Here is a 26,174-nt window from a genome sequence, read left to right on the forward strand (position 1 = left end):
TGCGCAGTCCAAAACTTCGGAGGTCGTCGCGCGCTCTCTGGCGGCAGCCACGGGTCTGGCTCTTGCGGTGCTGGTTTTCGGGCCGTCCGCACCGGCGGGACCGTCAGCCCGGGATGCGGCGGTGCCGCTGGCCACCGGCTCCGCCGGCCCGGGTTTGCTGGCTCCCGGGATCGCCGCTGACCCCGGGGGTGCGGCACGGGAGACCTCAAGGCTGACCGCAGACCGGCATGCCCTCATTTCCTTCGCCCGGACCACGGTCCAGACCACGTCCAAAGACGGCAAGGTCGAGCTCCGGGTCGCGTCGGCAGGCCTCTCGCGCCCGCCGAAGGGCTTCCTGATGGCGCCCCTCGAAACACTGCTGGAGTCATCCCCGTTCGGGCTGCGCACCAGCCCGCTGACCGGAACCGCCGGCGAGTTCCACTGGGGCCAGGATTTTGCCGCCCCGTGCGGCACCCGGGTGTATTCGGCCGACGCCGGTGTGGTGCGGGCCGTCGGATGGCACCCCTGGGGCGGCGGCAACCGGGTGGAAATTGACCACGGCAACGGCCTGATCACCACGTACAACCACCTTCAGGGCATCGCCGTGAAGAAGGGCGAATCGGTGGGAGTGGACGAAGTCATCGCCAAGGTGGGCACGACGGGCTCGTCCACGGGCTGCCACCTGCACTTCGAGACGATCCTCAACGGCTCGCACACCAACCCCTTGGACTGGAAGTTCCTCCCCACGCGGCAGGTGGACCGTCTCGACAACATCCAGATGGTCAGCTATGCGCCTGCTGCCGGCAAGCAGGGTGCCGGCAGCGCGGGGAGCGCCGGCGCGGACTGGGCCATTCCGGTGTCCGAAGATCACACCCATGCGGTAACCGGCGGGGTTCAGGAGACACACGTACCCGAGGTTCCGGCCACTGCCGCGGCGAAGCCGTCACCGACCCCCACCGGCTCGCCGCTAGCGACATCGACGCCGCCCGCCGCGCCGGCGCCGCCCGCTCCGCCGACGACCACGCCGACGCCGACCGCTCCGGCGACGACCACGCCGACGGCGGTGCCGACCGCGCCGCCGACGACCGCGCCGGCACCGGCCGAGCCCCCGGCCCCCACCCCCACCCCCACACCCGCGGTGACTGATCCGGCGTCGGACCCGACCCCGCCCGCTCCGACCCCGCCCGCTCCGGCCCCCACCGCTCCGGCGGTTCCAGCGGAGACCGTCTCCACCGAGCCGACGGGCGCCCTGGAAACCGCGATCTCCCCAACTCCGTAGCCACGGCAGTCCGGCGCGGCCCGTACCCATACCCACGCGCCGTGGCAGCGAATTACCGTCGTGAACTGTTCCTGCCCCCAAGCCCGCGAGGAAACCAAGCCATGACATCCCTGCACTCCATCCCGCTGACCCTCAACGACGGCACCGAAACGGACTTTGGCCGGTTCCGCGGCCAGGTGGTGCTGGTGGTGAACGTGGCATCCCAGTGTGGTTTCACCCCCCAGTACGCAGGCTTGGAGGCGCTCCACAACAAGTTCCGCGAAGAGGGCTTCAGCGTCCTCGGCGTCCCGTGCAACCAGTTCGCCGGGCAGGAGCCGGGCGCCGACGCGGAAATCGCCGAGTTCTGCGAACGCAATTTCGGTGTGACGTTCCCGCTGACGACCAAGGCCAACGTCCGCGGCAAGAACCAGCATCCGCTCTATGCGCAGCTGACCAAGTTCAAGAACGGCCTGCTGCCGGGCCTGGTGAAGTGGAACTTCGAGAAGTTCCTGGTAAATCGCGACGGCGAGATCGTGGCCCGCTTTGCGCCCACCGTGGAGCCCGACTCAGCCGAGGTCATCGAGGCAGTGCGGCAGGCGCTCGGCTGAGCCGCCGTCGGACCACCGCTGGTCCCTGCCAGCCAGCTTTGGGCGGCGGGGGAATGCAAGGGCACAAGGGGCCCTATCCCTCAGCATGCTTCAGGCCTAGACTGGCGAAACCCTCCGACATTCCGGGCATACCTGCGGCGCAGACACGTCTGCCCGTCGGCCGTGCAGCCGACGTAGCCCCGTGGAGGGCGCATCAGAATGCTTCGTGAATCACAACTGGGCACTCAACATTGGGGGTCCGTGAAACCAGGAGGAAAGTGATGACAGGAAACAAAGCCGTTGCCTACAAAGGGCCAGGAAAAGTCGAACTGATCGACATTGACTACCCCACCTTCGAACTCAAAGACGGCCCGGGGGTCAACCCCGCCAACGTGGGCCGCCCGGTGCGCCATGGCGTAATCCTTAAAACCGTTGCCACGAACATCTGCGGCTCGGACCAGCACATGGTCCGCGGGCGCACCACCGCCCCGGCAGACCTGGTGCTGGGCCACGAAATCACTGGCGAAGTCGTGGAAGTCGGCCCTGACGTCGAGTTCATCAAGGTGGGGGACATCTGTTCCGTCCCCTTCAACATCGCCTGTGGCCGCTGCCGGAACTGCAAGGAGCGCAAGACCGGCATCTGCCTGAACGTCAACCCCGCCCGTCCGGGCGCCGCGTACGGATACGTGGACATGGGCGGCTGGGTCGGCGGCCAGGCCAACTACGTACTGGTCCCGTACGCGGACTGGAACTTGCTGAAGTTCCCCGACCGGGACCAGGCGCTGGAGAAGATCATGGACCTGACCATGCTCTCGGACATCTTCCCGACCGGCTTCCACGGCGCCGTCACTGCAGGCGTCGGTGTGGGCTCCACCGTCTACATCGCCGGGGCCGGGCCCGTGGGCCTCGCGGCGGCCACGAGCGCGCAGCTGCTGGGCGCCGCCGTCGTGATTGTCGGTGACATGAACGAGGACCGGCTCAAGCAGGCGCGCAGCTTCGGCTGTGAGACCGTCGACCTGTCCCAAGGCGGACCTGCCGAACAGATCGAGCAGATCCTGGGAGTCCCTGAGGTCGACTGCGGCGTCGACGCCGTCGGCTTCGAAGCCAAGGGGCACGGCCACGACGCCAAGGAGGCCCCGGCGACGGTGCTCAATTCGCTGATGGAACTTACGGCGGCCGGCGGGGCCCTCGGCATCCCCGGACTCTACGTCACGGGGGATCCGGGCGGCATTGACGAGGCAGCCAAGAAGGGTGCGCTTTCCCTGAGCCTGGGCACCGGCTGGGCCAAGTCGCTGAGCTTCACCACCGGGCAGTGCCCCGTGATGAAGTACAACCGCGGGCTCATGATGGCGATCCTGCACGACAAGGTCCACATCGCGAAGAACGTCAACGCCAAGGCGATTTCGCTCGAGGACGCACCGAAGGGCTACGCCGAGTTCGACGCCGGTGCCGCCACGAAGTACGTACTCAACCCGAACGGCTACCTGAGCTAGCCGCGAAGCAACCGAGTAATCCACTTTCCGGCGGACACAGCCTGCATATACGTAAGCAGGTATGTGTCCGCCGGAATACTCGATTTACACCCTTTTTCAAACATGCCTACTGGAGTTTGCACATTGCCGGCCGAATGTCTGGTTGGATAGATCTAACTGAGAGGGACGCTGGAGGCATCTGCCGCCACCCAACCAGGAAGGTTGCAATGGAGCTCATCGAGGCCGAGCACCCCCGGCCACGTCATTTCCTACTCCACCTGAGCGATCCGCATTTGCTGGGCGGTACGGATCCCCTGCACGGCGCGGTGGACGCAGACTCCCGGCTCAGACAACTCTTCGAGCAAGTCCGTGCCTCCGGCGCGCGCCCCGAAGCCGTGATCTTCACCGGCGATCTGGCCGACCGCGGCGAGGCGGAGGCCTACTCCAAGCTGCGCGGCATCGTGGAACCTGCCTGCCGCGCCATGGGCGCCAAAGTCATCTGGGCGATGGGCAATCACGACGACCGGACCAACTTCCGGACCAGGCTGCTGGACCAGCCGGCCGACGACGCACCTGTGGACCACAGCTACTTCATCAACGGCCTCCGGGTCATCACGCTGGACACCTCCGTCCCCGGGTTCCACCACGGCGAACTGAGCGCTGCGCAGCTGGAGTGGCTCGCCGCCGAGCTTGCCACCCCGGCACCCGACGGCACCATCCTGGCCTTGCACCACCCGCCGGTGCCCTCCGTGCTGGATCTTGCCGTACTGGTTGAACTGCGCGGCCAGGCAGCGCTTGCCGGGGTGCTGCGGAACTCCGACGTGCGAACCATCCTGGGCGGCCACCTGCACTATTCAACGACCGCCACGTTTGCCGGCATCCCCGTCTCGGTCGCGTCCGCCACCTGTTACACCCAGGACCTGAACGTCCCGGTGGGCGGAAGCCGGGGCCGGGATAGCGGGCAGTCGTTCAACCTGGTCCACGTCTACGAGCACACGATCGTGCATTCGGTGGTGCAAGTGGGCGACACGATGCCTGCGGTGGGCGAATTCGTCACGGCCGAAGAGGCCCAGCGGCGCATTGCCGCCGCGGGGATCCGGATTCCGCGCCAGGCCAGGCTTGAGGATCCGGCACAAACCCCGGGCCACCGCCGGATCACCACCCGGAACTAGCCGGCAGCTGCTTTCGCCGGCAGCTTCCCCGCGGCTAGTTCCCGCTTTTACTTCTCCCAGGGCGCCTTGATCGGGAAGTACTTCTCCAGGAAGTCCGTCACGAGTTCGGCGCGCTCCTCGGCAGCCACCTCCGGGAAACTTCCGTCGTTGAGGCAGAAGAAATCCATGTTGCGCTTCGAGAGCAGCTTCGGCAGGTAGTTCAGGCCGGCGCGGGCCGTCGTGTCCACGTACCGCACCTTGGCCGCGGTCTGGGTCACGGCCCGGCCGGTCAGCAGCGCGTAGTAGTGGTAGAACGAATTCGTCACGGAGATGTTGTCCGCGGCCCGGAACCGGCTGGCCGCCGTCTTCGCGAATTCGGCCGGGAACTCCTGTTCCATCTGCGCCACGACGCTGCGCCGGAGCGGCGCGGCGGTGTGTTCCAGGTGGCGGGTGGTGATCCGCCCGAACCGGTCCCAGAGCAGCTTGCGGTTCACCCGCGCCGCGTTCTCGAAACCGCTGCGCTCGGCGTCGTTGTCTCCCAGCCCGATCCGTGTCTCCGCCTCAATGAACTTGGTGATCCCGCCCGGGGTGAAGAACATGTCCGGCCGCACTGCCCGGCCGAAGAACATGTCGTCATTGGAATACAGGAAGTGCTCGGAGAGGCCCTCGATGTGGTGGAGCTGGCTCTCGACCGCCTGCGAGTTGTGCGTCGGCAGCACGGAGGGGTCGGCGAAGAACTCCTCGCTGCGGACGATCGTCACGCTCGGGTGGTCCGCGAGCCACTCCGGGGCGGGGGAGTCCGTCGCGATGAAGATCCGCCGGATCCACGGCGCGAACATGTAGACCGAGCGCAGGGCATACTTCAGCTCATTGATCTGGCGGAAGCGGGCCTCGTGGTCGTCTCCCTCGCCCACAACGACGCCGGCCATCCTCGCCCGGCGCGCGGCGATGTACTCGGGCGAGCTGCCGTCCACCCAGGAGAACACCAGATCGACGTCGAAGCTGATGTCGCTGGCGTGGTCGGCGAACATGTTCTCGATGGTGGGCCAGGTGTGGCCGTAGCGTTCGACGGTGCCGCGGACGGCGTCCTGGGCCAGCAGGGTCCGCCGGGTCAGTGAGTTTTCGATCGGCAGGATCAGCTGGTCGCCCTCAAAGCTCCAGAGCTCCAGCTGGACGCCGGCCGAGGCGCCGAACTCGAGGCCGCCGTCCGGTTCCACCCGGGGCCGGTACAGCCGGAAGATCCGGGCCTGGCGGTTGAGTGCAAGCTCACCGTCGGCCACCAGCACGGAGGACTTCTTCTTGGCGTCCACGGTCATCGAGTAGAACGGTTCGTCCCGGCAGGCCTCCACGAGGGCGGCGCGGAGTTCCCGACGGTTCTTCCAGTCCACGGCGATCACGGGGCGGTCGTTGTTGCCGCGGACCAGCAGGTAGTCCAGCTTTGCCCCGGCAAGCACGGAGCGCACGAACAGCAGGTCTTCCACCATGGCCTGGTACGGCGTGCGGTTTTCATTGATCAGCGCATACCTGCCGTGCCGGCGCACCACGTCGGAGCGCGTCCGGAGTCTGGCGACGGCGGCCGGCGAGGTGATCTCCGCGTGGGCGTGGTTGTCTTCGCTCGCCTGGCTGCCGTAGTAAATCTCGTCCTGGATCAATGCGTCTGTAATGTCGATTCTCCGAGTGGTTGAAGGTGCGTGGATCTCTACTTGCATAATAACCCGGGGCGCAAAAACGGCCCGGTGCGGGGCGCTCAGCCGGCCAGGGCGGCGCGCCAGTGACGCAGGAAGGCCGCGCCGGCGTCGTCGTGGATGACCTCGTCGCCGAGCCCCAAGTCGGCCGCGGTCAGGATTCCGTACGGCTTGACCGGCACGCCGTCGGCGGGACGGACGTCCACGTGCTTCACCGGGTGGTCGTTGTGGTGCAGCCAGTCGGCCATGGCGTAGTCGGTGCGCGAGTCGCCCACCGTCCGCCAGGCCTGCGGGGTGATGCCCTGGGCGGCCAGCAGCTCCACAGCCCGGCTGGCGCCGAGGTCCTTGCCCAGCCGGACGGATTCGATGTCGGTGGAGATGATGGTGGGGTCGACCCGGTAGTCGATCTGGTCATCGCTGTTCGGGGCGTGGTGGTCCAGCCGCACCACCCCCAGGCCGTGGCGGCCCATCAGGGCCATGGCGTCGGCGTCGAACAGCGCCTGTTCCTCGCGGTAGTCGGAGTTGGCGACGGCGACGTGCTGTTCCACGGAGACCATGGCCCGTTTGGTCTCGTCGTAGAACATGTGGGCGGAGTAATCCTCCGCGACAAGCCGCCGCACATCGTCCCCGAACGCCTGCGGGATGGCGAGTTCCCGGTCCACGTGCACGGCGCCGGCCCCGGCGGCGGTGTAGCTGAACCAGACGGCGCCCTTCTCGCAAATGGCGTGGATGGTGAGCCCCTCCGGCATTCCGGCAGCGATCATCGGCCCCATAACCTGCTCACGGATGAAGGCATCCGAACGGCCGGTGTTGAAAATGACCGGAATCCCGGCGGCCGCGAGGGCCAGCAGGTCCGCGATGATTCCCGGCTGGACGGTGCGGGTGAGCGGACTGGCCACGGGACCGTCGACGTCGAGCAGCAGGGCCAGCGGCGGGGCCGAAGGCACCAGGGCGGAGGTCTCGGTTACAGTCATGCCTCCATTCTCTCAGCCGGGCCGGAACTTCGCCTCCGCCGGCGGACTCGTGACGCCGGGGCTCCGGACGGGCTAAAGCCGGAATGACCTTTCTGTGCCCGGCAGTGACAGCACCGGACGTATCGATGACAAATGGTCACTGTTTGGCCACAACCTCCGGCGCCGTGGCGACTTTGATTCCCCTGACCGGTGATCTTCCTTAGGCTTGCATGGTGATCTTCAAAGCTGTGGGCGAGGGACGCCCGTACCCTGACCATGGTTTCAATACGCCCAAGGACTGGGCGGCGTTGCCGCCGCGCCCGGTCCGGCTGGACGAGCTCGTGACCACCAAGCGCACCCTGGACCTGGAAGCGCTGCTGGCCGAGGACTCAACCTTCTTCGGGGACCTCTTCCCGCATGTGGTGGAATTCCGCGGCGTGCTCTATCTCGAGGACGGCCTGCACCGGGCCGTCCGCACCGCCCTGCACCAGCGCACCGCGATCCACGCCCGCGTGCTGGTGATAAATGGCTAGGAAGCCGAAGGATCTCTCGGTCCTGCACGGGCACCACGTCATCACCGGCGCCGATCTGCGGGCCACGTTCGCGGAGCAGGACGAGCTGTACAACCGGGTCCGGAAGCGGCGGCGCATCCTGCACGGCGCGGTCCTGTTGCTCCTGCTCGGGCTGCTTGCCGCAGCCATTGTGGTGGCCTTGGCCATCATGAACGGCCAGATCAAGCTCCCGACGGCGGAGCGCAGCCAGGCTGCTGCGCCGCTGTGCCCGGACGCGACGTACGACTACACGCCGCCCGGGAAGATCAAACTGAACGTCTACAACTCCACCAGCCGCCCGGGTTTGGCCCGGACGGTGGCCAACGAGTTTGCGGCGCGCAAGTTCGTGGTGGGGGCGGTCGGCAACACCGAGTCCGGCTACCGCGGTGTGGCACTGGTGGTGTCCGGGGCTGCCGGCCAGTCCGCGGCCTTCAGCGTCCAGCGCAACCTGCCCGGCTCGGACTACGTCCAGGACGGCCGCAGCGACGCCAGCGTGGACGTCATCCTGACCGGGGACTTCAAACAACTGGCCAAGCCGGGGCTCGTGGACCAGACGCCGGGCAAGCTCAGCTGCCCCCGGGAGACCCGCCGGGTAGTCGAAGATCCCAGCCTGCCCGTGGTGCCGACCATCGTCCCGGCCAGCCCCAAGCCCTGAGTCTCCGGGAGGAAGGCGTCCAGGAGGAAGCGGGCGGGCTCGGCTACGCGCTCACGCGCAGGGGGCGGCCGGCGTCGTCGAACCTGGCCCCGGCACCCAGCTGGATGAAGCGCACCGTCCGGGCGATCCGCGCCTCCGCCTCCGGGTCCGCGCCGGCCCCGTCCCCGCGGGCCGCACTGGAGGAGAGGGTGCCGTGGATGAGCTGGGCAAGCTGGGTGATGTCCGCTTCGGGGAGATAGCCCTGGGCCATGCCGTCGCGCAGGATGTCCTGCAGCAGGAGGCTGAGTTCACCGACGTGGTCCGCCAGCTTGGCGAAGGAGGCAGGGGACAGGACAGCCCCCATGGCGGGGCCCGGCGGCAGGTGGCGGCGGCTCAGGTCCGCCACCTGGGCCCGCACGTAGAGCGCCAGCCGCTCCACGGGGTTCTCCAGCGAGGCCAGGGAATCACGCAGCTCGACGAGGAACCGTTCCGTCTCGTCCAGTGCGTAGGCAATGAGCAGCTCTTCGATGTCCGCGTAGTAGTTGTACACGGCGGTGCGGCCGATCCGGGCGTGCCGGGCGACGTCGGTCATGGTCAGGCCGGGCAGCCCGTGCGTGAACAGCAGTTCGCCGAACGCGGTCAGGATCCGGCGCTGGGTCTCGGCTCGTTGGGCGGCGTTGCTCGCGGCCGAAATCCTGGGCATACGGACACTTTAGCGCGATCTGTCAGTAAAAAGGGGCGAAGCTTCGGCGTGCGTGCGCTCGGGGCCACCGAAGCCGCCCCGAAGCTGCCCCGCACCCGTCGGCGGCGTTCGGCGGCAGCCGGAGCCAAACCGGTCCGTGACGCGAGAAAAACATGCACCGGAAACGCCGCCGAAACCTCACCCGTGCATGCTGGTGCCAATGGAGCCCCGACGGAGGGGCTCCGCTGGGGAGGAGCTGGCTATGGGTAGGGAAGGTGCGATCCGGACGTGCGGGGAACTGGCCGCCGGGGACGAGATCGAGGCGTGGCACAACGGCAAGTTGTTCCACCGGGGGCGGGTCACCCAGACAATCCCGCTGATGGAGCTGTTCTGGATCCTGGACGCCCGGACCGGCGCCCGGAAACTGCTCGACGTCGAGGCGCTGGAGATCGTCCGCTGTGCCCCGGCCTCGCGGCTCGGGGTCACCGCAGGCCTGGCTCAGCCCGCCTAGGCCTCGGACGGGGACTCAGACAGGGCACCCGTCCGGGCCGCATGCGACGCCGTCCGAACCAGACGTGCCGGCGTCGACCATAACGAGCGGGTGGCTTTCCTGCCACGCCTGCTCCAGGGCTGCGGTGAAGGTTTCCGCCGGCTGGGCCCCGGAGATGCCGTATTTGCGGTCGATGACGAAGAACGGCACACCGCTGATGCCCAGGGCCCGGGCCTCGGCGAAGTCCTGCCGGACGTCGTCGGCGTACTTGTCCGAACTGAACAGCTCGTCCAGTTCGCCGGCGTCGATCCCGAGGTCGAGGCCCAAGGAGGTGAGGTATTCACGGCTGCCGATGTCGCGGCCGTGCTCGAAGTGGTCGCTGAGTAGCCGTTCCTTGGCGGCATCCTGCTGACCGTGCGCGGCGGCGAGGTGGATCAGCCGGTGGGCCGTGAAGCTGTTGGCCACCACGACGGCGTCAAAGCGGTAGTCGAGTCCCTCGGCGCTGGCCAGGGATGCCACGTGCTCGAACATGCCGGCGACCTGGTCCGGGGCCATGCCTTTGCGGGTGCTCAGGTAGTCCAGTTCGGTGCCGTCGTAGTGCTCCGGCAGGGACGGGTCCAGCTGGAAGCTGCGCCATTGCACCTCCACGCCATCGCGGTGCGGGAACGCCGCGAGCGCGGTCTCAAAACGGCGCTTGCCGATATAGCACCAGGGGCAGGCCACGTCGGACCAGATCTCAATCTTCATGCTGGCGACAACCCCGCCGGGCCCGCGCTCATTCCCGTCGGCCCGCCAGCTTCCAAAGTCCGTTCCCGCGGTCAGGGGACGCGGAGGGGGGCGGAGGGGCGTCGTCAGGGCGCGAGCGGGCGTTCCATGACGAAGTCGTGCTCCACCGTGCTCCCCAGCCTGAACGACTTGGTGCCGACCTTCCGGAAGCCGGACTTCTCGTAGAACCTGATGGCACGGGCGTTCTGGCTGTTCACGCCGAGCCAGAGGCCGCGGGCGCCCGAGGCCGACGCCGCGACGATGCTGGCCTGCATCAGTTCGGCCGCCGCGCCGAGGCCGTGGTGCTCCGGGTGGACGTAGCACTTGCTCAGTTCCGTGCTCGGCCCGGCCCCGAGGACGGCAGCCACGTCCGGATCCTGCGTGGCGCGGTCCAGGAGCAGGCTGTAGCCGCGGAGCGCCCCGTCCGCGTCGAGCACGAGCACGGTGACGTCCGGATCGGCCAGGTAGTCGCGGAAATTGGCTTCGCTGAGCGTGTTGGCCAGGTGCGCGGCGATGTCCTCGGGCCGGGATTCCGGCGGGCAGGCGAGCGGAAAGGTGATGGCGGCGAGTTCGGCCAGCGGGCCGGCGTCGTCGGCCGTTGCCTTCCGGATGAGGTGCGTCATGCGAAAAACCCTAGTCCGCGGACCGCGCTGCTTGACCTTCGTGAAGCTGACTCCGTCATGTTCCGGCGGGTGCCGGGCGGGCCGCAGCCGCGCGTGATAGCAATGGGACTGATGAAAACATATTTCTGCCCGGATGCCAGTCCGCGGACCGCCGGGTGAGTGCCCTGGCGAAGATCCCGCGCGGCGGGCTCCTGATGATCGCGATCGGACTCATCGCCCTCAACATGCGCGGGCCGTTCGTGGCGGTCGCGCCGGTGGTGGGGAACATGCAGCGCGATCTGGGCTTTTCGCCGGTCGAAATCGGCTTCCTGACGGGCATCCCGGTGCTCTGCTTCGCGCTGGCCGCGCCGCTGGCATCGCTGACGGGCCGGAAGCTGGGGCCGGAGTTCGCGATCACGCTGACCCTGCTGGGCGTGCTGCTCGGCGTCGTGGTCCGCTCCGCGGGCGGGGGCGCCCTCGTGATGCTGGGGACCGTGATTCTTGGCATCGCCATCACGATCGGCAACATTGTGGTCCCGCTGATCATCCGGCGCGACTTCAGCCCGGCCAAGCAGGCAGCGGCCATGGGCACCTACACCGCCGCGCTGAATATCGGCTCCTTCGTCACGTCCATGATTACGGCGCCGTTGGCGGAACTGCTCGGCTGGCGTCCGGCCATCGCGGCGTGCGCCCTCTTCGCGGTTGCGGCCGGCGCGGTGTGGGTGCTGGCCGCCGGCAGCAGTTCGCTCCGGCCCGAAGCGATCCCGGGGGCGGACCCGACCCGAACGGCGGGGCGGCCCGCGTCGCGCTGGATCACCGTGGCGCTGACCGCGGGATTCGCCGGCCAGGCGTTTTCCTACTATGGGGTCACCGCCTGGCTGCCCAGCCTCCTTGCCGACGAACTGGGGCTGGCGCCGTCGGCGGCCGGCGCCGGATCCTCGCTCTTCCAAATCCTGGCGATCGCGGGCGGCCTAGGCGTCCCGTTCGTGGCGCGTTTTGCCAGCACGACGACGGTCGGACTTACCCTGGGGGCGCTGTGGCTGACGGTGCCGCTGGGGCTCCTGCTGGCGCCCGAGCTGTGGTGGCTCTGGTCCTCCTTCGGCGGCGTGGCCCAGGGCGGCGGCATCACCCTGATCTTCATCGCCATCATCCGGCTGGCCCGCGACCAGGCCTCGGCGGGCCGGATGTCCGCCGTCGTCCAGGGCTCCGGCTACTGTTTCGGCGCCGCGGCTCCCACCCTGCTGGGCTTCGTGCACGGCATCTCGGGCTCGTGGACCGGGCCCCTGCTGATGATCCTGGGCTCGGTGGCCCTGTTCATCCTGGGCTGCGCGCTGTCCCTGCGCCACATCCCGAAGGCGCACTGACCTCACTGAGCCCGGCGGGCCCCCCTCGTGAACGGACACGTGAGGCCCATGTTTTGTGGAAAACATGGGCCTCAAGTGTCCGTTCGACGCCGTTGTCGGGGACGGGGAGGGTCTTCCGTTGCCGGGCTGCCGCCCCGGATTTCGGGGTGCCTGTTGCGAAGGGCGTGGCAGCCCGGCGGACGGAATTCTTGCGGGGCCCGGGTGCGGACGCCGTAGGCGGCGCCCGCGCCGGGCCGGGCGGCTAGACGGCCACGAGGTCCTCGCAGTTGGCTGCGGTGTCGGCGCCGTCGCGGGCTTCGTGCAGGAAGCGGTCGTAGGCCGGCAACGTCAGGAAGGCGGGGAACTCGTTGCCGAGCGTGACCTCCTCGAAGATGTCCCTGGCATCGGCGAAGCGGTCGCCCTCGAAGCGTTCCAGCTTGGCGAACTCCTCATCCAGCATGTCCTCCACCCACTCGCGGGTGATAACGTCGCCCGCGTCCGTGATGGCGCGGGAGAAGATCCACTGCCACAGCTGCGAGCGGGAGATTTCCGCGGTGGCGGCGTCCTCCATCAGGTTGTGGATGGCCACCGCGCCGTTGCCGCGCAGCCAGGACTCGATGTAGCGGATGCCCACCTCGATGTTGTTCCGCACGCCCTGCTCGGTGATCGTCCCCGTGGTGGAGGAGATGTCGATCAGTGCGCGGTCATCCGGCGTGACATCCTCGCGGAGGCGGTCCAGCTGGTTCGGACGGTCGCCGAGGACGCCGTCGAACACCTCGCGGCACACCGGCACCAGGTCCGGGTGCGCCACCCAGGAGCCGTCGAAGCCGTCGGCCGCCTCGCGGGTCTTGTCGGCGCGCACCTTCTCGAACGCGATGGCGTTGGCTTCCTCGTCCTTGCGGTTGGGGACGGCCGCGGCCATGCCGCCAATCGCCATGGCGCCGCGCTTGTGGCAGGCCCGCACCAGTTGTTCGGTGTAGGCCCGCATGAACGGCTGCGTCATGGTGACCTGGCCGCGGTCCGGCAGGACAAAGCGCGGTCCGCGGGTGCGGAAGTTCTTGATCAGCGAGAAGATGTAGTCCCAGCGGCCGGCGTTCAGGCCCGCGGCGTGCTCGCGCAGTTCGTAGAGGATCTCCTCCATCTCGAACGCGGCCGTGATGGTCTCGATCAGCACCGTGGCGCGGATGGTGCCCTGCGGGATCCCCAGCAGGTCCTGGGCCAGGACGAAGATGTCGTTCCACAGCCGCGCCTCGAGGTGGTTCTCGATCTTCGGCAGGTAGAAGTACGGCCCCTTGCCCTGGGCGATCAGGCGGCGGGCGTTGTGGAAGAAGTACAGGCCGAAGTCCACAATGCCGCCGGCCACCGGGGCGCCGTCGATGAGCATGTGCTTCTCCGGCAGGTGCCAGCCGCGGGGCCGGACCACGATCGTGGGCAGTTCCTCGGCAGCGCGGAGCTTGTACTCCTTGCCTTCCGGGGAGGTGAAGTCGATCCGGTGCTCCAGCGCGTCGGTGAGGTTCAGCTGGCCCTGGATGACGTTGCGCCACGTCGGGGTGGAGGAGTCCTCCATGTCAGCGAGCCACACCTTGGCGCCGGAGTTCAGCGCGTTGATGGTCATCTTCTTGTCCACCGGGCCGGTGATCTCGACCCGGCGGTCGGTCAGTCCCGGTGCCGGGGGAGCGACGCGCCATTCCGGGTCGTTGCGGATGGACTCGGTCTCGGGGAGGAAACGCGGGTCCTCCCCCTTGCTGATCTGCTGGCGGCGTTCCTGCCGGGCCCGCAACAGCTCCTGCCGGCGCTCCGCCGTCGCCCGGTGCAGCTTGGCAACAAAAGCCAGCGCGTCCGGAGTCAGAACCTCGCCCTGCCGGCAAATCGGCTGTGCGGTCAACGTAACCCCGTTGATAGTGAAGTTGTCAGTGAAGCTGTTCATTTCAATCTCTCCTTAGAGAAGAAGCAAGGTCGACGGCGAATGGTGACTCAAGCGCGAGGCCAAAGGTGCCGGGATTGCGGCAGCCTGCGTAAAAGGGGCCCTGTGTCCGGGCCCGTCCTCGCTCAGCGAGGTCGGACCCGGACGCGGGGAATAGCAGGCAGAGCAATGCCGGACCGAAGGCCGGATGCAAGGCCGCCGTCGTGAGTTAGTGGAACTGGCCTTCTTCTGTGGATCCCACGAGGGCCAAAGTGGATGCGTTCGGGTTGAGCGCGGTGGCGATGTCGTCGAAGTAGCCGGTGCCGACTTCGCGCTGGTGCTTAGTGGCGGTGTAGCCGCGGGCTTCGGAGGCGAATTCCTTTTCCTGCAGCTCGACGTAGGCGCTCATGCCTTCCCGGGCGTAACCGTGGGCGAGGTCGAACATCGAGTAGTTCAGGGCGTGGAAGCCGGCCAGGGTGATGAACTGGAAGGTGAAGCCCATGGCGCCGAGTTCACGCTGGAACTTCGCAATCGTGGCGTCGTCGAGGTGCTTGCGCCAGTTGAACGACGGCGAGCAGTTGTACGAAAGCATCTGGTCCGGGAAATCGGCCTTGACCGATTCAGCGAACTTGCGGGCCAGCTCCAGGTCCGGGGTGCCGGTTTCCATCCAGATGAGGTCGGAGTACGGGGCGTAGGCCTTGGCCCGGGCGATGCAGGGTTCGATACCGTTGCGGACCTTGTAGAAGCCCTCGGCGGTCCGTTCGCCCGTGATGAATTCCTGGTCGCGCTCGTCGACGTCGGAGGTGATCAGGGTGGCTGCCTCGGCGTCGGTGCGGGCGATGACGACCGACGGTGTGCCGGCGACGTCGGCGGCGAGACGGGCGGCGTTCAGCGTCCGGACGTGCTGCTGGGTGGGGATCAGGACCTTGCCGCCAAGGTGGCCGCACTTCTTCTCCGAGGCGAGCTGGTCTTCCCAGTGCACGCCCGAAGCGCCGGCCTGGATCATCGACTTCATCAGTTCGTACGCGTTCAGCGGTCCGCCGAAGCCGGCTTCGGCGTCGGCCACGATCGGCACCATCCAGTCCTCGACGGTCTGGATGCCTTCGGAGAACTCGATCTGGTCAGCGCGGAGCAGGGCGTTGTTGATGCGGCGGACCACCGTGGGAACGGAGTTGGCCGGGTACAGGGACTGGTCCGGGTAGGTGTGGCCGGAATTGTTGGCGTCGGCGGCAACCTGCCAGCCGGAGAGGTAGATGGCGCGGAGGCCGGCCTTGACCTGCTGCACGGCCTGGTTGCCGGTCAGGGCGCCGAGGGCGTTGGTGTACTTGCCCTCCTTGTGCTCCTCCGTGAGCTGCTTCCACAGCTTCTCGGAGCCGCGGCGGGCCAGCGTGTGTTCTTCGGAGACGCGGCCGCGGAGGCGGACGACGTCGGACGCCGAGTAATCCCGAGTGACACCTTCCCAGCGCGGGTTGGCAGCCCACTCGAGCTCCAGGGCGGCGGCCTGCTCTGTTGTGTCCTGGCCGGCCGGCTGCTGGGTGGGCTCAAATGCTGCAGTCATCTTTGTCTCCTTGATGGGTCCCGGCCCGCCAGTCTGCGTCTCTGCAAGTCCTGGCGGGTTGTTCCGAGGTAGTGAATCTTTCTGTGAGATCTACTTTTCTTTACTTTCAAGGGGGTTTCTAGGGGAAATCTATGGAAAGAAATGCACTTCTTCCCGTATTCTCAAGAAATGCATCCAAGCAGCTGGAACCGTCAGGCAGTACCGCCGTCCCACCCCGCCGAACCAGAGGTGGATGTCATCAGCATGGGCCGAAGGGTCCGGCACCTGCGCAAGGCGGCCGGGCTCACGCTCGATGACCTCAGCGCCACGGTCGGAACGGCCCCCAGCCAGCTGAGCCTGATCGAGAACGGCAAGCGTGAGCCCAAACTCGGCCTGCTCCAGCAGCTTGCTGCTGCGCTTGGCGTCAGCATCGACGAGCTGCTCGGCGCGGAACCGCCGAACCGGCGTGCGGCCCTGGAGATTGAGCTGGAGCGTTACCAGCGCAGCCCAATCTACGAGTCCCTGAAGCTGCCCAAGATCCGCATCAGTTCACGGCTGCCGATGGACGTGCTGGAGTCCATGGTGGGGCTGCAGCATGAGCTGGAACGCCGCCTCAACGAGCAGGTCGCGACGCCGGAAGAGGCCCGGCGCGCCAACGGTGAACTGCGGGCCATGATGCGGGAGCGGAACAATTACTTCCCGGAATACGAGGCGGAGGCGCAGAAGGTGCTGGCGTCGGTGGGCCACACGTCCGGCCCGCTGTCCCACCATGTCATCGCCGACATCGCGGGGCACCTTGGCTTCAGCCTGCACCATGTGGGCGACCTGCCGCATTCCACCCGCTCGGTGACGGACCTCAAGAACCGCCGAATTTACCTCACGCAGAACGCCCGGAGCGACCACGACCCCCGTTCGGTGCTGCTGCAGGCCCTGGGCCACTACGTGCTGGGCCACCAGACGCCCACCAACTACGGCGACTTCCTGATGCAGCGCGTCGCCACCAACTACTTCGCCGCCGCGCTGCTGCTGCCGGAGCAGGCCACCGTGGAGTTCCTGCAGAAGGCCAAGGCGGCCAAGGAAATCGCGGTGGAGGACATTAGGGACGCGTTCGCCGTGTCCTACGAGACCGCGGCGCACCGCTTCACCAACCTCGCCACGCAGCACCTGGACCTGCGCACGCACTTCCAGAAGACGCACAAGAGCGGCATCATCTACAAGGCATACGAGAACGACGGCGTGACGTTCCCGCAGGACCACACCGGCGCCATCGAGGGCCAGCCCTCGTGCAAGAACTGGACCTCCCGGGTGGTGTTCGACGTGCCGGACAAGTTCAGCGCCTACAACCAGTACACCGACACCCCGGCCGGGACCTACTGGTGCACGGCCCGGACGGAGCGTTCCGCCAACGGGGAGTTCTCGCTCTCGGTGGGGGTGCCCTACGCGCAGGTCAAGTGGTTCCGCGGCCGCGACACCACGGAGCGCTCCAAGTCGACTTGCCCGGACGAGAGCTGCTGCAAGCGTCCGCCGGCCGCCCTCGCCTCCGAGTGGGCCGGCAACGCCTGGCCCTCGGCCCGCGCCCACTCGCACCTGCTTGCCGCGATGCCGCCCGGCGCCTTCCCGGGCGTGGACGAGACCGAGGTCTACTCCTTCCTGCAGGCGCACTCCGGGAACTGAGTTCGACGGGACCCGGCACGCTCCCTCAGGTCCGTCGGGCTCGGGGAGCGTTCGGTGGTTTGGTTGCCGAACCTGTGGGAGCGTTTTCTGGGCGTGGCTGACAGGCGCGCAGACTATATTGGCCAGTGTCAGCTCATCGATCCACCTCGCGGGAGCGTGCACCCATGGCCAAGGAACTTGCCACCCAGCTTGTCGAACAACTCCAGGCTGCCGGCGTGCAGCGGATTTACGGGATTGTTGGCGACAGCCTCAATCCGATCGTCGACGCCGTCCGGAAGACCGGCGGAGCGGCGAAGGGCGGGATCGACTGGATCCACGTCCGGCACGAGGAAGCCGCGGCGTTCGCCGCCGCGGCGGAAGCCCAGCTGACCGGCAAGCTCGCGGTCTGCGCGGGGTCCTGCGGCCCGGGCAACCTGCACCTGATCAACGGCCTGTACGACGCCAACCGCTCCGGCGCCCCGGTGCTCGCCATCGCCTCGCACATCCCGAGCAAACAGATCGGCAGCAGCTTCTTTCAGGAAACCCACCCGGACCGGCTCTTCAACGAGTGCTCGGTCTACTCCGAGCTCGTCAGCACGGCCGAGCAGGCGCCGCGGGTGATGCACAGCGCCATCCAGCACGCCGTCGCGCTCCGCGGCGTCGCCGTCGTGACCCTGCCTGGCGACATTGCCGGGCTGGAGGCGACCGCCGAAACCCCGGCGCCAGCAGCCTTCCGGCCGGCCGCCATGGTGCCGGACCCCGCCAGCGTGCGGGAACTGGCGGATGCCATCAACGACGCCGGGAAGGTCGCCATCTTCGCCGGGGCCGGCGTCGACGGCGCGCACGACGAGGTGATCGCGCTCGCCGAACTCCTCGCCGCGCCGATCGGTCACTCGCTGCGCGGCAAGGACTTCATGCAGTACGACAACCCCTACGACATCGGCATGACCGGGCTGCTCGGCTACGGCGCCGCGGCCGAGGGGATCGAGGACGCGGACCTGCTGATCCTGCTCGGCACCGACTTCCCCTACGACCAGTTCCTGCCCGGGACCCGGACGGCGCAGGTGGACCGGGCCGCGCAGAACCTGGGCCGGCGGACCGACGTCGACGTCGCCGTGCACGGCGACGTACTTCCGACCCTGACTGCGCTGATGCCGTTGCTGAAGCCGAAGAAGAGCCGCCGCTTCCTTGACGCGATTCTCAAGAAGCACGACCGGCTGATGAACAAGGCCGTCGGGGCGTACACCCGCAGGGTCGAGAAGACCGAGCCGATCCACCCGGAGTACGCGGCCTCGCTGCTGGACCAGGTGGCGGCCGAGGACGCGGTCTTCACGGCGGACACGGGCATGTGCAATGTCTGGACCGCGCGGTACATCAACCCTCTGGGCACCCGGCGGCTGATCGGCTCGTACCTGCACGGCTCCATGGCCAACGCGCTGCCGCACGCCATCGGGGCCCAGCTCGCATACCCGGGACGCCAGGTGGTTTCGGTCTCCGGCGACGGCGGGCTCTCGATGTTGCTGGGGGAGCTGATCACCGTCGCGGCGCACCGGCTTCCGGTCAACGTGGTGGTCTTCAACAATTCCACCCTGGGCATGGTCAAGCTGGAGATGCTGGTGGACGGGCTGCCCGATTTCGGCGTCGACGTCCCGGACGCCAACTATGCGGAGGTCGCCCGCGCCCTGGGGTTCCACGCCGTCCGCGTCACGGATCCGTCCCGGATCGAGGCCGCCTACCGGGAGGCGTTCGCGCACCCCGGACCCTCGCTCGTGGAGCTGATCACCGATCCCAAGGCACTCTCGATCCCGCCGAAGATCAAGGGCGCGCAGATCCTGGGCTTCGCCACGGCGATGTCCAAGGTGGTGCTGAACCGGGGAGCCGGCGAGGCCGTGAGCATGGCCCGAAGCAACCTGCGCAACATCCCTCGGCGCTGACGGGCCCTCGCGGACCCGTGGCCCGCCTCCGTTTCGACGGTTCCGTGCAGGTTCGACGCTGGGACGCATCGAGTGGGCGGGGAACCGTCGAAATGGCCAAGGGCTAGCGCGGGGCGGCCCCCCGCTGGTTGACTGGCCGTAGGCGGATCCTCGCCGTTTTACGCGGTGGTACAGGCCTTGGGGGCGCGATGAAAAAGAAGATTCCGGCACGCATTATTGCTTCCGCGGCGGTCATGGCGCTGGTCCTCTCGGCCTGTGCGGCCTCGCCGCCGGCGCTGTTGAAGGCCGACGGCGTCGAACGCGTTTCGGTGGACCGCGCCGCCTACCCGGCCGAGTTGGCTCAGCTCCGGGCGTCGGCGCGGAAACTGGGCGCAGCACTCCTCGCGGACGGCGGGGAGGCCGGAAACGGCAACGTGGTCTCGTCCCCGGGCAGCCTGCTGATTGCCCTGGCCATGCTGCGGACAGGTGCGACCGGGGCAACGGCCGCCGAGATGGACAATGTCCTGGGCCTCCCCGCCCAGCACCGCGACGAAGCCCTGGATTCGCTGCTCTCTTCCCTGGAAGCCTTCGACGGCGACCCCGGCTCGGTGGACGAGAAGAATCCGCCCCGCCGGCCGGTCCTGCACACCGCCAACGGCCTGTTCGTGGACAAAGGTGTGCCCACCGGAGAGGGGTACCTGCGTTCCCTGGCCCGGTACTACGGCACCGGCGTGTACCCGGTGGACTTTCAGGATGAGGACACCACTAAGCCGGCAATCGACGCCTGGGTGAACAAGAACACCGGAGGCCGGATCAAGAAAGCGCCTGCGGAGTACAGCAAATACAACACCTTCAGCGTGCTCAACTCGGTGTACTTCGCGTCTGCCTGGAAGGTGCCCTTCGACCCGGCGGACACCGCAGACCGTCCCTTCACGACGGCGGCCGGCCGGCAGGTATCGGTACCCACCATGTCCGGCGTCCAGGATCTCCCCTTTGCCCAGGGAAACGGCTGGCAGGCCGTCGATCTTCCCTATGCCGAGGGCTTCGTGATGCGCCTGGTACTGCCGGATTCCGGAGCTCCCGGCACCGGGGTGCCATACCTTGCCGAGGCTGCGCGGGCCCTTGACGCGGCCGCCCCGTCGCCCACCCAGCTTTCCCTCCCGCAGTGGAACCAGAAGAGCATTTTCGAGTTGCGCGAGGTCTTCGCCAGCCTCGGCCTGCGGGAGACGCTCCAAACCGAGACGGACTTCAACTCAATCCAGCGTGGCCTCAAGATCACGCAGGCCGGCCAGTCCGCCAACATCACCGTGGCGGAAAAGGGCACGATTGCCGCCGCCGTGTCCCAGGTCAACGCGGAGGCGGTGAGCGGCGCCGCTTTCACGCACACGATCCGTTTTGACCGGCCGTTCGTCTACGAAATCGTCCACGTCGAGACCGGGCTGCCGCTGTTCATGGGCCGGGTGTCCGACCCCAGCCAATCATGAGGCGCTCGCTCAGATTCTGCCGGTCAATATCGACCGACTCCTCAATCAGTGAGGGAGCGGCTGTTCGGTAGCCGCCGGACCTGAGGGAGCGTCGTCGGCTAGCGCGGGCCGCCCTGCCAGAGTGCGTCGAACGGCGCGCCCGAGGCCACCCGGTTCCGGATCCCCGCAGTGACAAAGTCTTTCGCCGTGCGGGCGGCCTCCAGCGGCGTCGCGCCCTTGGCAAGCTCCGCGGTCACGGCGGCGGCCAGCGAACAGCCGGCGCCGGAAACGGCGACCTCGCCCACCTTCGGGGCGGAGAGGACCTCCAGCGTCTCGCCGTCGTAGTAGACGTCGACGGCGTCGGGCCCGGCCAGGCGCACGCCGCCCTTGGCGAGCACCGCGGCGCCGCTGAGTTCGTGGATGCGGACGGCCGCGGCCTTGAGCGAGTCGACGTCGGTGATCTCCAGCCCGGAGAGCGACTCGGCCTCAAAGTGGTTCGGTGTGACGAAGGTGGCCAGCGGCAGGATCTGTGCCTTGAGCGCCTGGTCGGTGTCCAGGGCGTGGCCCGGCTCCTGGCCCTTGCAGATCAGCACCGGGTCCAGCACCACGTTCCGGAACGCAGAGTCGGCCAGCGCCGACGCCACCGTGGAAATCGTCGCCGGGCTGCCCAGCATGCCGATCTTCACCGTGTCCAGCACGGACGGCGCGCCGGACGCGGCGCCGTACGCCGCCGTCGTCGCCTCCAGCTGGTCGGCGATGACCTGCTGGTCCACCGCGACGAAGCGGTGGTTCCAGTTGTCTTTCGGGTCGAAGGACACGATGCAGGTCAGGTTCGCGATGCCGAAGACGCCGAGTTCCTGGAAGGTCTTCAGGTCCGCCTGCGCGCCGGCGCCGCCGGTGGCCTCGGAGCCGGCGATGGTCAGGGCGACGGCGGGGTAGGCGCTGGCGTCGGAGGTCACGTTGTCCACGGCGTAAGAAGTCATGGACCCATCCTGCCACTCGGGGAAAACGGGCCGCATTGTGCGTATGACCAATATGACCAAAACCCGAGTGTTCTGGATCACGGGAACTAAGGTGGCGGACGGTGTTGCTCTCTTGCGACGCCGGATCCAGGAAGGTTCATTGATGAGCACCCAACTGTCCGAAGCGGCCCAGACCCGAAAAGCCGTCGGCAACATCCTCAAAGGCTCGGCCGGCAACCTCGTCGAGTGGTACGACCTCTACGTCTACACAGTCTTCGCGGCTTACTTCCAGTCGCACTTCTTCAACTCCAAGGACGAGCTCCAGGCCGGCCTCGAGGCGATGGCGGTCTTCTCGACGTCGTTCCTGATGCGCCCGATCGGCGCCTGGTTCTTCGGCCGCTACGCGGACCGCAAGGGCCGCAAGGCCGCGCTGACGCTGAGCGTGACGATGATGTCCGCCGGTTCCTTCGCTATTGCGGTGCTCCCCACCCAGCAGCAAATCGGCCTGTGGGCAATGATCCTGCTGGTCCTCATCCGCGTGATCCAGGGTTTCTCGGTGGGCGGCGAGTACGGCACCAGCGCCACCTACATGTCCGAGGCCGCCACCACCAAGCGCCGCGGCTTCTTCTCCAGCTTCCAGTACGTCACGCTGATCGGCGGCCAGATGCTGGCCCTGCTGGTCCTGGTCATCCTGCAGAACGTTATGCCCAAGGGCGACTTGGGCGAGTGGGGCTGGCGGATCCCGTTCGCGATCGGCGGCGTCGCGGCCCTCGTGGTGCTCTGGCTCCGGCGTTCCATGGAGGAGACCGTCTCGGCCGAACAGATCGAGGCCGCAAAGGCCCCCGCGGTGGCCGGTCAGGCGCAGCCGGGCACCATGAAGCTGCTGTTCACCAGCTACTGGAAGCCGCTGATGATCTGCATCGGCATCACGCTCGGCGGCACGGTGGCGTTCTACACGTACACGAACTTCATCCTGAAGTTCATGAATGACACCTCGGGCATCGCCAAGACCGACACCTCGGTGATCAACTTCTGGGCGCTGTTCATCTTCATGCTGCTCCAGCCGGTCTACGGCATCATCTCGGACAAGGTGGGCCGCAAGCCGCTCCTGCTCTGGTTCGGCATCACCGGCGTCCTCTTCACGTGGCCGCTGCTTTCCGCCCTGGCCGGCACCAAGGATCCGCTCACGGCGTTCCTGCTGATGATGGGCGGCCTGCTGATCGTGGGCGGGTACACGTCCATCAACGCCCTGGTGAAGGCCGAGCTGTTCCCCGCGTCCATCCGCGCCCTCGGCGTCGGGCTGGGCTACGCGATCGCCAACTCGCTCTTCGGCGGCACCGTCCCGCTGATCGGCGCGGCGCTGCAGAAGGCCGGCCAGGAAGAACTGTTCTTCACCTACGTCACAGTGGCCATCGCCATCTCGCTGCTGGTCTACATCTTCGCGCTGAAGAACAAGAAGTCCACGCACCTGGACCACGAACAGGGCCACGCCTGGGAGCCCGCGGCTGCCCGTGAGGACGACGGCAAGGATCTCGTGGACGCCTCGCGCCGCTAGGGTTCCGAACGCTACCCTGGCGCCGTTTCGACGGTTCCCTGCCGATTCGACGCTACGCAGCGTCTTGTCCGCAGGGACCGTCGAAACGGCGCACCGCGGACGACGGCGGGCTGCCGGCTTCTGGACTTCGGTCCGGACCCGGCGGCCCGCCGTCGTCGTTAACGTCGGCGCTGCGACTGCGGGGGCGGCCGCCGGGGGTGCGGCGGGCAGGTGCGAGAATGGAGGCGGGTCCGGGCGAGTGCAGCCGGGGCCCTCCAGTGCTAATACAGCCGGCCGACCCGCCCGTTCACGCGAACCGGGCCGCCGAGCGAACCACTACGAATGGAACACCCATGACTTCCGCCAAGACCTTTCCGGCTGCCGCCCCGCCGAAGTTCGCCTCGATCGGTTCCCCATACTTCGGCATCATGCTGGCCGTCATGGCCGTGGTGCTGATCCTGTCCAACATCGGCGCCTCCAAGGGCGTGGCGATCGGCCCGATCATCACCGACGGCGGGTTCTTCCTCTTCCCGCTGGCCTACATCCTGGGCGATGTCATCAGCGAGGTCTACGGCTTCAAGGTGGCGCGCAAGGCGATCATCACCAGCTTCGCACTGTCAGCTTTCGCGTCCCTCTGCTACTGGGTCATCATCGCGCTGCCCGGCTTCGATGACGAGTATGGGGCCGCCAAGCAGTCCGCGCTGGAAGGCGCCCTGGGCCCGGTCCCGCAGATCGTGCTCGCCTCCCTGCTGGCCTTTTTCGCCGGCCAGACGATCAATTCCTGGATCCTGGTAAGGATGAAGGCCCGGACGGGGGAGAAGTCCCTGTGGGCCCGCATCATGGGGTCCTCCGTGGCCGGCGAGTTCGTGGACACGCTGATCTTCTGCAGCATCGCTGCCTCCGTGATTGGAATTACCGACGCAGCGATGTTCGTGAACTACGTCCTCGTTGGATTCCTCTACAAGACGCTCGTGGAGTTCGCCTTCGTGCCGCTGACCACGCTCGCCATTGGCTGGGTGAAGAAGCGCGAACCCAGCTACGGGACTGTCTAGCTCCGCCCGCAACATCCCCCGTGTCGACGGTCGCGAGCCCACTCGACGCTGAGAAGCGTCTAGCCGGGAGCGGACCGTCTAAACGGCGCGGAATCAGCCCCGGCGCCGCGGTTCAGCGCCCGCAGGACCCGGTATTTGAACTCCACCTCGTTGAACAGGTGCTTCCACTCGATTCGGAGGAACGTCCAGCCCTGCTCCGTCAGCGCCTTCTCGCGCTGCCGCTCCGCGAATAGGACCTCTCCGGTGGGCCGGTAGTCGAAGTACTTGCTCTTGCCGTCGAACTCGAGGGCAACCTTGCGCTCGGGCCAGGCTAGGTCCAGCCGGTATTCCCCGAGCGGCGTCAGAACGCTGTACTGCAGCTCGGGCGGCGCAATCCCGATCCGGTGCAGCAGTTCCCTCGTCAGGCTCTCTCCGGCTGATTCGGAGCGAGGATCGGCCAACTCGAGGGCCCGGCGCAGCGCCAACACTCCGTTACGCCCGGCTAGGGCACCACACTGGGCGCGGATCATGCCGAGATCCGCCCCCAGGCGGGCCGCATGATCAATCAGGATCACAGCCTGCGGCACGGTGAACATCAGGCAGCAATCCACGACCGTGCGTTCCAGGGACGTGCACGGCAATCCGTCCACGAAGCACATCTCGCGGCTTGTCACCCGCCTGGTGTGGGCGACGACGTCGCGCCCGTGCGAAATCCGCGAGGGGCAGCCGTTCTGCGTCAGGTGCACGCGGTCATCGACCCTCCACAGCTGGAGTTCATGGAGGCTGGCACCTGAGATGTGGCTGTACACGAAGCCTCCCGCCGACGTCGTCAGCGTTCCGAGCGCATGCGCCGAAATCAGCTGCCGACGTCGGGCCGGGGCATCAAGGCCCCGCCACCACTCGCCGCGGGCGTAGCAGCCACGGCGCAGCCGGACGAGGGTTCCGTCCCGGACGTGCCTGGCAATGGCCCGGGAATTTCGTCCGGATGCCAAAAGCTGGTCCGTGCGCCAGAGGGTCCCGTCGTCGGGAAGTTTGGTGGGCATGGGACCAGCTTTGGCCAACCGGCCGGCTCGCTCCAGAGCGCCGTGGGGTTATGTGGACAACGCCGTTTCGACGGTTCCCTGCGCTAAGGCTGCTTGGTTACATCGAGCACGCAGGGAACCATCGAATCGGCCCGGATCGTCGAAACGGCCAGGACCATCGAAACGGCGAAGGCCGGGCGGTCCGTCAGGCCTTGAGCGTCCCGTCGAGGAGCTCGCGAAGCTCGCGGAAATGCCGTTCCGTGGCCTCCGGGTGGAACGCAGAGGTGTCCGCCATCGAATAGCCGTGGGGTGCCCCCGCGTAGACCTCGTTGGCAGCCTTCAGGCCCGCCGCGTCCAAGGCCGCACCGAGACGGGCAACGGCGTCGGTATCCATGCTCCGATCATGATCGGCGTGGCCGAAGACGAACCGGGCACGGGCGTTGCCGAGTCCCAGGTGGGGGCTGTCGGGCTCGTCGGTCGCCAGGCCGCCGCCGTGGAAGCCGCCGCAGGCAGCCACAGCGTCCGGGTGTGCGGTGGCGGTGCGGACAGCAAGCCGGGCGCCCATGCAGTAGCCGGTGACGCCGACCGGGCCGGGGGCGACGCCATCCAGACCGCCCAAGGCCGCCAGCCACGCGTCGATGTCCGGCAGGGCTTTGTCCGTGGTGAGGCGGCCGACCCGCGGGAAGGCGGCTGCGCCTGCCGCCTCGCGTCCCTCCGGCGTGGTCATGTCCAGGTCCGGGGCCAGTTCGGCAACCGTTCCTTCGCGGTAGAAGACGTTCGGGGCCAGGACAACGTAGCCCCAGTCGGCGATGCGCTGCGCCATGTCCTGGATGCGGGGGCGCAGGCCGAAGGCGTCCATGTACAGGATGACGCCCGGGAACGGGCCCTCACCGGTGGAGGGGCGGGCCACCAGGGCCTCGGCTGTACCGTCTGCGGCGGGAATCTCGATAAACATCCGGCCAGCCTATCCGACGCCATTTAGACGGTTCCCTGCGCGTTCGACG

The 26,174-nt window shown here is 67.7% G+C and carries 23 protein-coding genes; 13 read left to right on the top strand and 10 right to left on the bottom strand.

Annotated features, from left to right (window positions below; genetic code table 11):
- Positions 1–67: 67 nt before the first annotated feature.
- The 4 genes from AC1DH3_RS07880 to AC1DH3_RS07895 all read left to right on the top strand — a co-directional run bounded on the left by AC1DH3_RS07880 (position 68) and on the right by AC1DH3_RS07895 (position 4,468).
- Complete coding sequence (locus AC1DH3_RS07880) at positions 68–1,258, top strand: M23 family metallopeptidase (protein ID WP_476908994.1); 1,191 nt, start codon at positions 68–70, stop codon at positions 1,256–1,258.
- A 101-nt stretch (positions 1,259–1,359) separates the two neighbouring features.
- Positions 1,360–1,845 (top strand): glutathione peroxidase, encoded by a 486-nt coding sequence (locus AC1DH3_RS07885; RefSeq protein ID WP_476892868.1) that lies wholly within the window; start codon positions 1,360–1,362, stop codon positions 1,843–1,845.
- Positions 1,846–2,105: 260 nt separating this feature from the next.
- Positions 2,106–3,317 carry a formaldehyde dehydrogenase, glutathione-independent gene (gene fdhA, locus AC1DH3_RS07890; RefSeq protein ID WP_441418939.1) on the top strand — a complete coding sequence of 404 codons (1,212 nt, stop codon included), beginning with the start codon at positions 2,106–2,108 and terminating at the stop codon, positions 3,315–3,317.
- Positions 3,318–3,523: 206 nt separating this feature from the next.
- A complete protein-coding gene (locus tag AC1DH3_RS07895) occupies positions 3,524–4,468 on the top strand; it encodes a phosphodiesterase (protein ID WP_441418940.1) in 945 nt (314 codons plus the stop codon).
- 47 nt (positions 4,469–4,515) lie between these two features.
- Here AC1DH3_RS07895 and AC1DH3_RS07900 read toward each other — a convergent pair whose 3' ends face one another.
- Together AC1DH3_RS07900 and AC1DH3_RS07905 are read right to left on the bottom strand one after the other, a co-directional pair.
- Positions 4,516–6,156 carry a stealth family protein gene (locus AC1DH3_RS07900; protein WP_175322233.1) on the bottom strand — a complete coding sequence of 547 codons (1,641 nt, stop codon included), beginning with the start codon at positions 6,154–6,156 and terminating at the stop codon, positions 4,516–4,518.
- 38 nt (positions 6,157–6,194) lie between these two features.
- The gene (locus tag AC1DH3_RS07905; protein WP_476892867.1) at positions 6,195–7,106 is read right to left on the bottom strand and encodes a hypothetical protein; all 912 of its coding nucleotides are present in this window, start codon (positions 7,104–7,106) and stop codon (positions 6,195–6,197) included.
- 212 nt (positions 7,107–7,318) lie between these two features.
- Here AC1DH3_RS07905 and AC1DH3_RS07910 point away from each other — a divergent pair, with 212 nt between their 5' ends.
- Positions 7,319–7,618 carry a type II toxin-antitoxin system VapB family antitoxin gene (locus AC1DH3_RS07910; protein ID WP_175322235.1) on the top strand — a complete coding sequence of 100 codons (300 nt, stop codon included), beginning with the start codon at positions 7,319–7,321 and terminating at the stop codon, positions 7,616–7,618.
- Positions 7,611–8,291, top strand: a complete 681-nt coding sequence (locus tag AC1DH3_RS07915; RefSeq protein WP_476908995.1) for a LytR C-terminal domain-containing protein — start codon at positions 7,611–7,613, stop codon at positions 8,289–8,291. The genes AC1DH3_RS07910 and AC1DH3_RS07915 overlap by 8 nt, the downstream gene beginning before the upstream one ends.
- Positions 8,292–8,334: 43 nt before the next feature.
- Here AC1DH3_RS07915 and AC1DH3_RS07920 read toward each other — a convergent pair whose 3' ends face one another.
- Positions 8,335–8,973, bottom strand: a complete 639-nt coding sequence (locus AC1DH3_RS07920) for a TetR/AcrR family transcriptional regulator (protein ID WP_441418943.1) — start codon at positions 8,971–8,973, stop codon at positions 8,335–8,337.
- A 241-nt stretch (positions 8,974–9,214) separates the two neighbouring features.
- Between AC1DH3_RS07920 and AC1DH3_RS07925 the strand changes: the two genes are divergently transcribed.
- Positions 9,215–9,463: a hypothetical protein gene (locus tag AC1DH3_RS07925; RefSeq protein ID WP_476892866.1), complete on the top strand. Its 249-nt coding sequence runs from the start codon at positions 9,215–9,217 to the stop codon at positions 9,461–9,463.
- A 15-nt stretch (positions 9,464–9,478) separates the two neighbouring features.
- On the opposite strand, the gene AC1DH3_RS07930 is transcribed toward AC1DH3_RS07925, so the two are convergent.
- On the bottom strand, positions 9,479–10,189 hold the full coding sequence (locus tag AC1DH3_RS07930) for a DsbA family oxidoreductase (RefSeq protein ID WP_441418945.1): 711 nt from the start codon (positions 10,187–10,189) through the stop codon (positions 9,479–9,481).
- Between the two features lie 104 nt (positions 10,190–10,293).
- Positions 10,294–10,830, bottom strand: a complete 537-nt coding sequence (locus tag AC1DH3_RS07935; RefSeq protein ID WP_476908996.1) for an N-acetyltransferase family protein — start codon at positions 10,828–10,830, stop codon at positions 10,294–10,296.
- Positions 10,831–11,024: 194 nt separating this feature from the next.
- On the opposite strand from AC1DH3_RS07935, the gene AC1DH3_RS07940 reads away from it, so the two are divergent.
- A complete protein-coding gene (locus tag AC1DH3_RS07940; protein ID WP_476893033.1) occupies positions 11,025–12,173 on the top strand; it encodes an MFS transporter in 1,149 nt (382 codons plus the stop codon).
- Between the two features lie 241 nt (positions 12,174–12,414).
- Here AC1DH3_RS07940 and aceB read toward each other — a convergent pair whose 3' ends face one another.
- On the bottom strand, positions 12,415–14,079 hold the full coding sequence (aceB, locus tag AC1DH3_RS07945; RefSeq protein WP_476908997.1) for a malate synthase A: 1,665 nt from the start codon (positions 14,077–14,079) through the stop codon (positions 12,415–12,417).
- A gap of 205 nt (positions 14,080–14,284) precedes the next feature.
- Positions 14,285–15,613 (bottom strand): isocitrate lyase, encoded by a 1,329-nt coding sequence (aceA, locus tag AC1DH3_RS07950; protein WP_441418948.1) that lies wholly within the window; start codon positions 15,611–15,613, stop codon positions 14,285–14,287.
- A gap of 141 nt (positions 15,614–15,754) precedes the next feature.
- On the opposite strand from aceA, the gene AC1DH3_RS07955 reads away from it, so the two are divergent.
- The 3 genes from AC1DH3_RS07955 (at position 15,755) to AC1DH3_RS07965 (ending at position 20,642) form a co-directional block, all read left to right on the top strand.
- Complete coding sequence (locus AC1DH3_RS07955) at positions 15,755–17,266, top strand: helix-turn-helix domain-containing protein (RefSeq protein ID WP_441418949.1); 1,512 nt, start codon at positions 15,755–15,757, stop codon at positions 17,264–17,266.
- 164 nt (positions 17,267–17,430) lie between these two features.
- On the top strand, positions 17,431–19,179 hold the full coding sequence (locus AC1DH3_RS07960; RefSeq protein ID WP_476908998.1) for a pyruvate dehydrogenase: 1,749 nt from the start codon (positions 17,431–17,433) through the stop codon (positions 19,177–19,179).
- A gap of 188 nt (positions 19,180–19,367) precedes the next feature.
- Entirely contained in the window at positions 19,368–20,642 is a 1,275-nt protein-coding gene (locus AC1DH3_RS07965) for a serpin family protein (RefSeq protein WP_476892861.1), read from the top strand.
- Between the two features lie 98 nt (positions 20,643–20,740).
- On the opposite strand, the gene AC1DH3_RS07970 is transcribed toward AC1DH3_RS07965, so the two are convergent.
- Positions 20,741–21,604: a hydroxymethylpyrimidine/phosphomethylpyrimidine kinase gene (locus tag AC1DH3_RS07970; protein WP_476892860.1), complete on the bottom strand. Its 864-nt coding sequence runs from the start codon at positions 21,602–21,604 to the stop codon at positions 20,741–20,743.
- A gap of 142 nt (positions 21,605–21,746) precedes the next feature.
- Between AC1DH3_RS07970 and AC1DH3_RS07975 the strand changes: the two genes are divergently transcribed.
- Both AC1DH3_RS07975 and AC1DH3_RS07980 read left to right on the top strand, forming a co-directional pair.
- Positions 21,747–23,138: an MFS transporter gene (locus tag AC1DH3_RS07975; protein ID WP_476892859.1), complete on the top strand. Its 1,392-nt coding sequence runs from the start codon at positions 21,747–21,749 to the stop codon at positions 23,136–23,138.
- Between the two features lie 332 nt (positions 23,139–23,470).
- Positions 23,471–24,169: a queuosine precursor transporter gene (locus AC1DH3_RS07980; protein WP_476892858.1), complete on the top strand. Its 699-nt coding sequence runs from the start codon at positions 23,471–23,473 to the stop codon at positions 24,167–24,169.
- A gap of 59 nt (positions 24,170–24,228) precedes the next feature.
- On the opposite strand, the gene AC1DH3_RS07985 is transcribed toward AC1DH3_RS07980, so the two are convergent.
- Together AC1DH3_RS07985 and AC1DH3_RS07990 are read right to left on the bottom strand one after the other, a co-directional pair.
- Positions 24,229–25,191, bottom strand: a complete 963-nt coding sequence (locus AC1DH3_RS07985; RefSeq protein WP_476892857.1) for a type IV toxin-antitoxin system AbiEi family antitoxin domain-containing protein — start codon at positions 25,189–25,191, stop codon at positions 24,229–24,231.
- Between the two features lie 184 nt (positions 25,192–25,375).
- The gene (locus AC1DH3_RS07990; RefSeq protein WP_441418956.1) at positions 25,376–26,125 is read right to left on the bottom strand and encodes a dienelactone hydrolase family protein; all 750 of its coding nucleotides are present in this window, start codon (positions 26,123–26,125) and stop codon (positions 25,376–25,378) included.
- Positions 26,126–26,174: the final 49 nt, after the last annotated feature.

The sequence above is a fragment of the Arthrobacter sp. 05L428 genome (genome assembly GCF_056397665.1).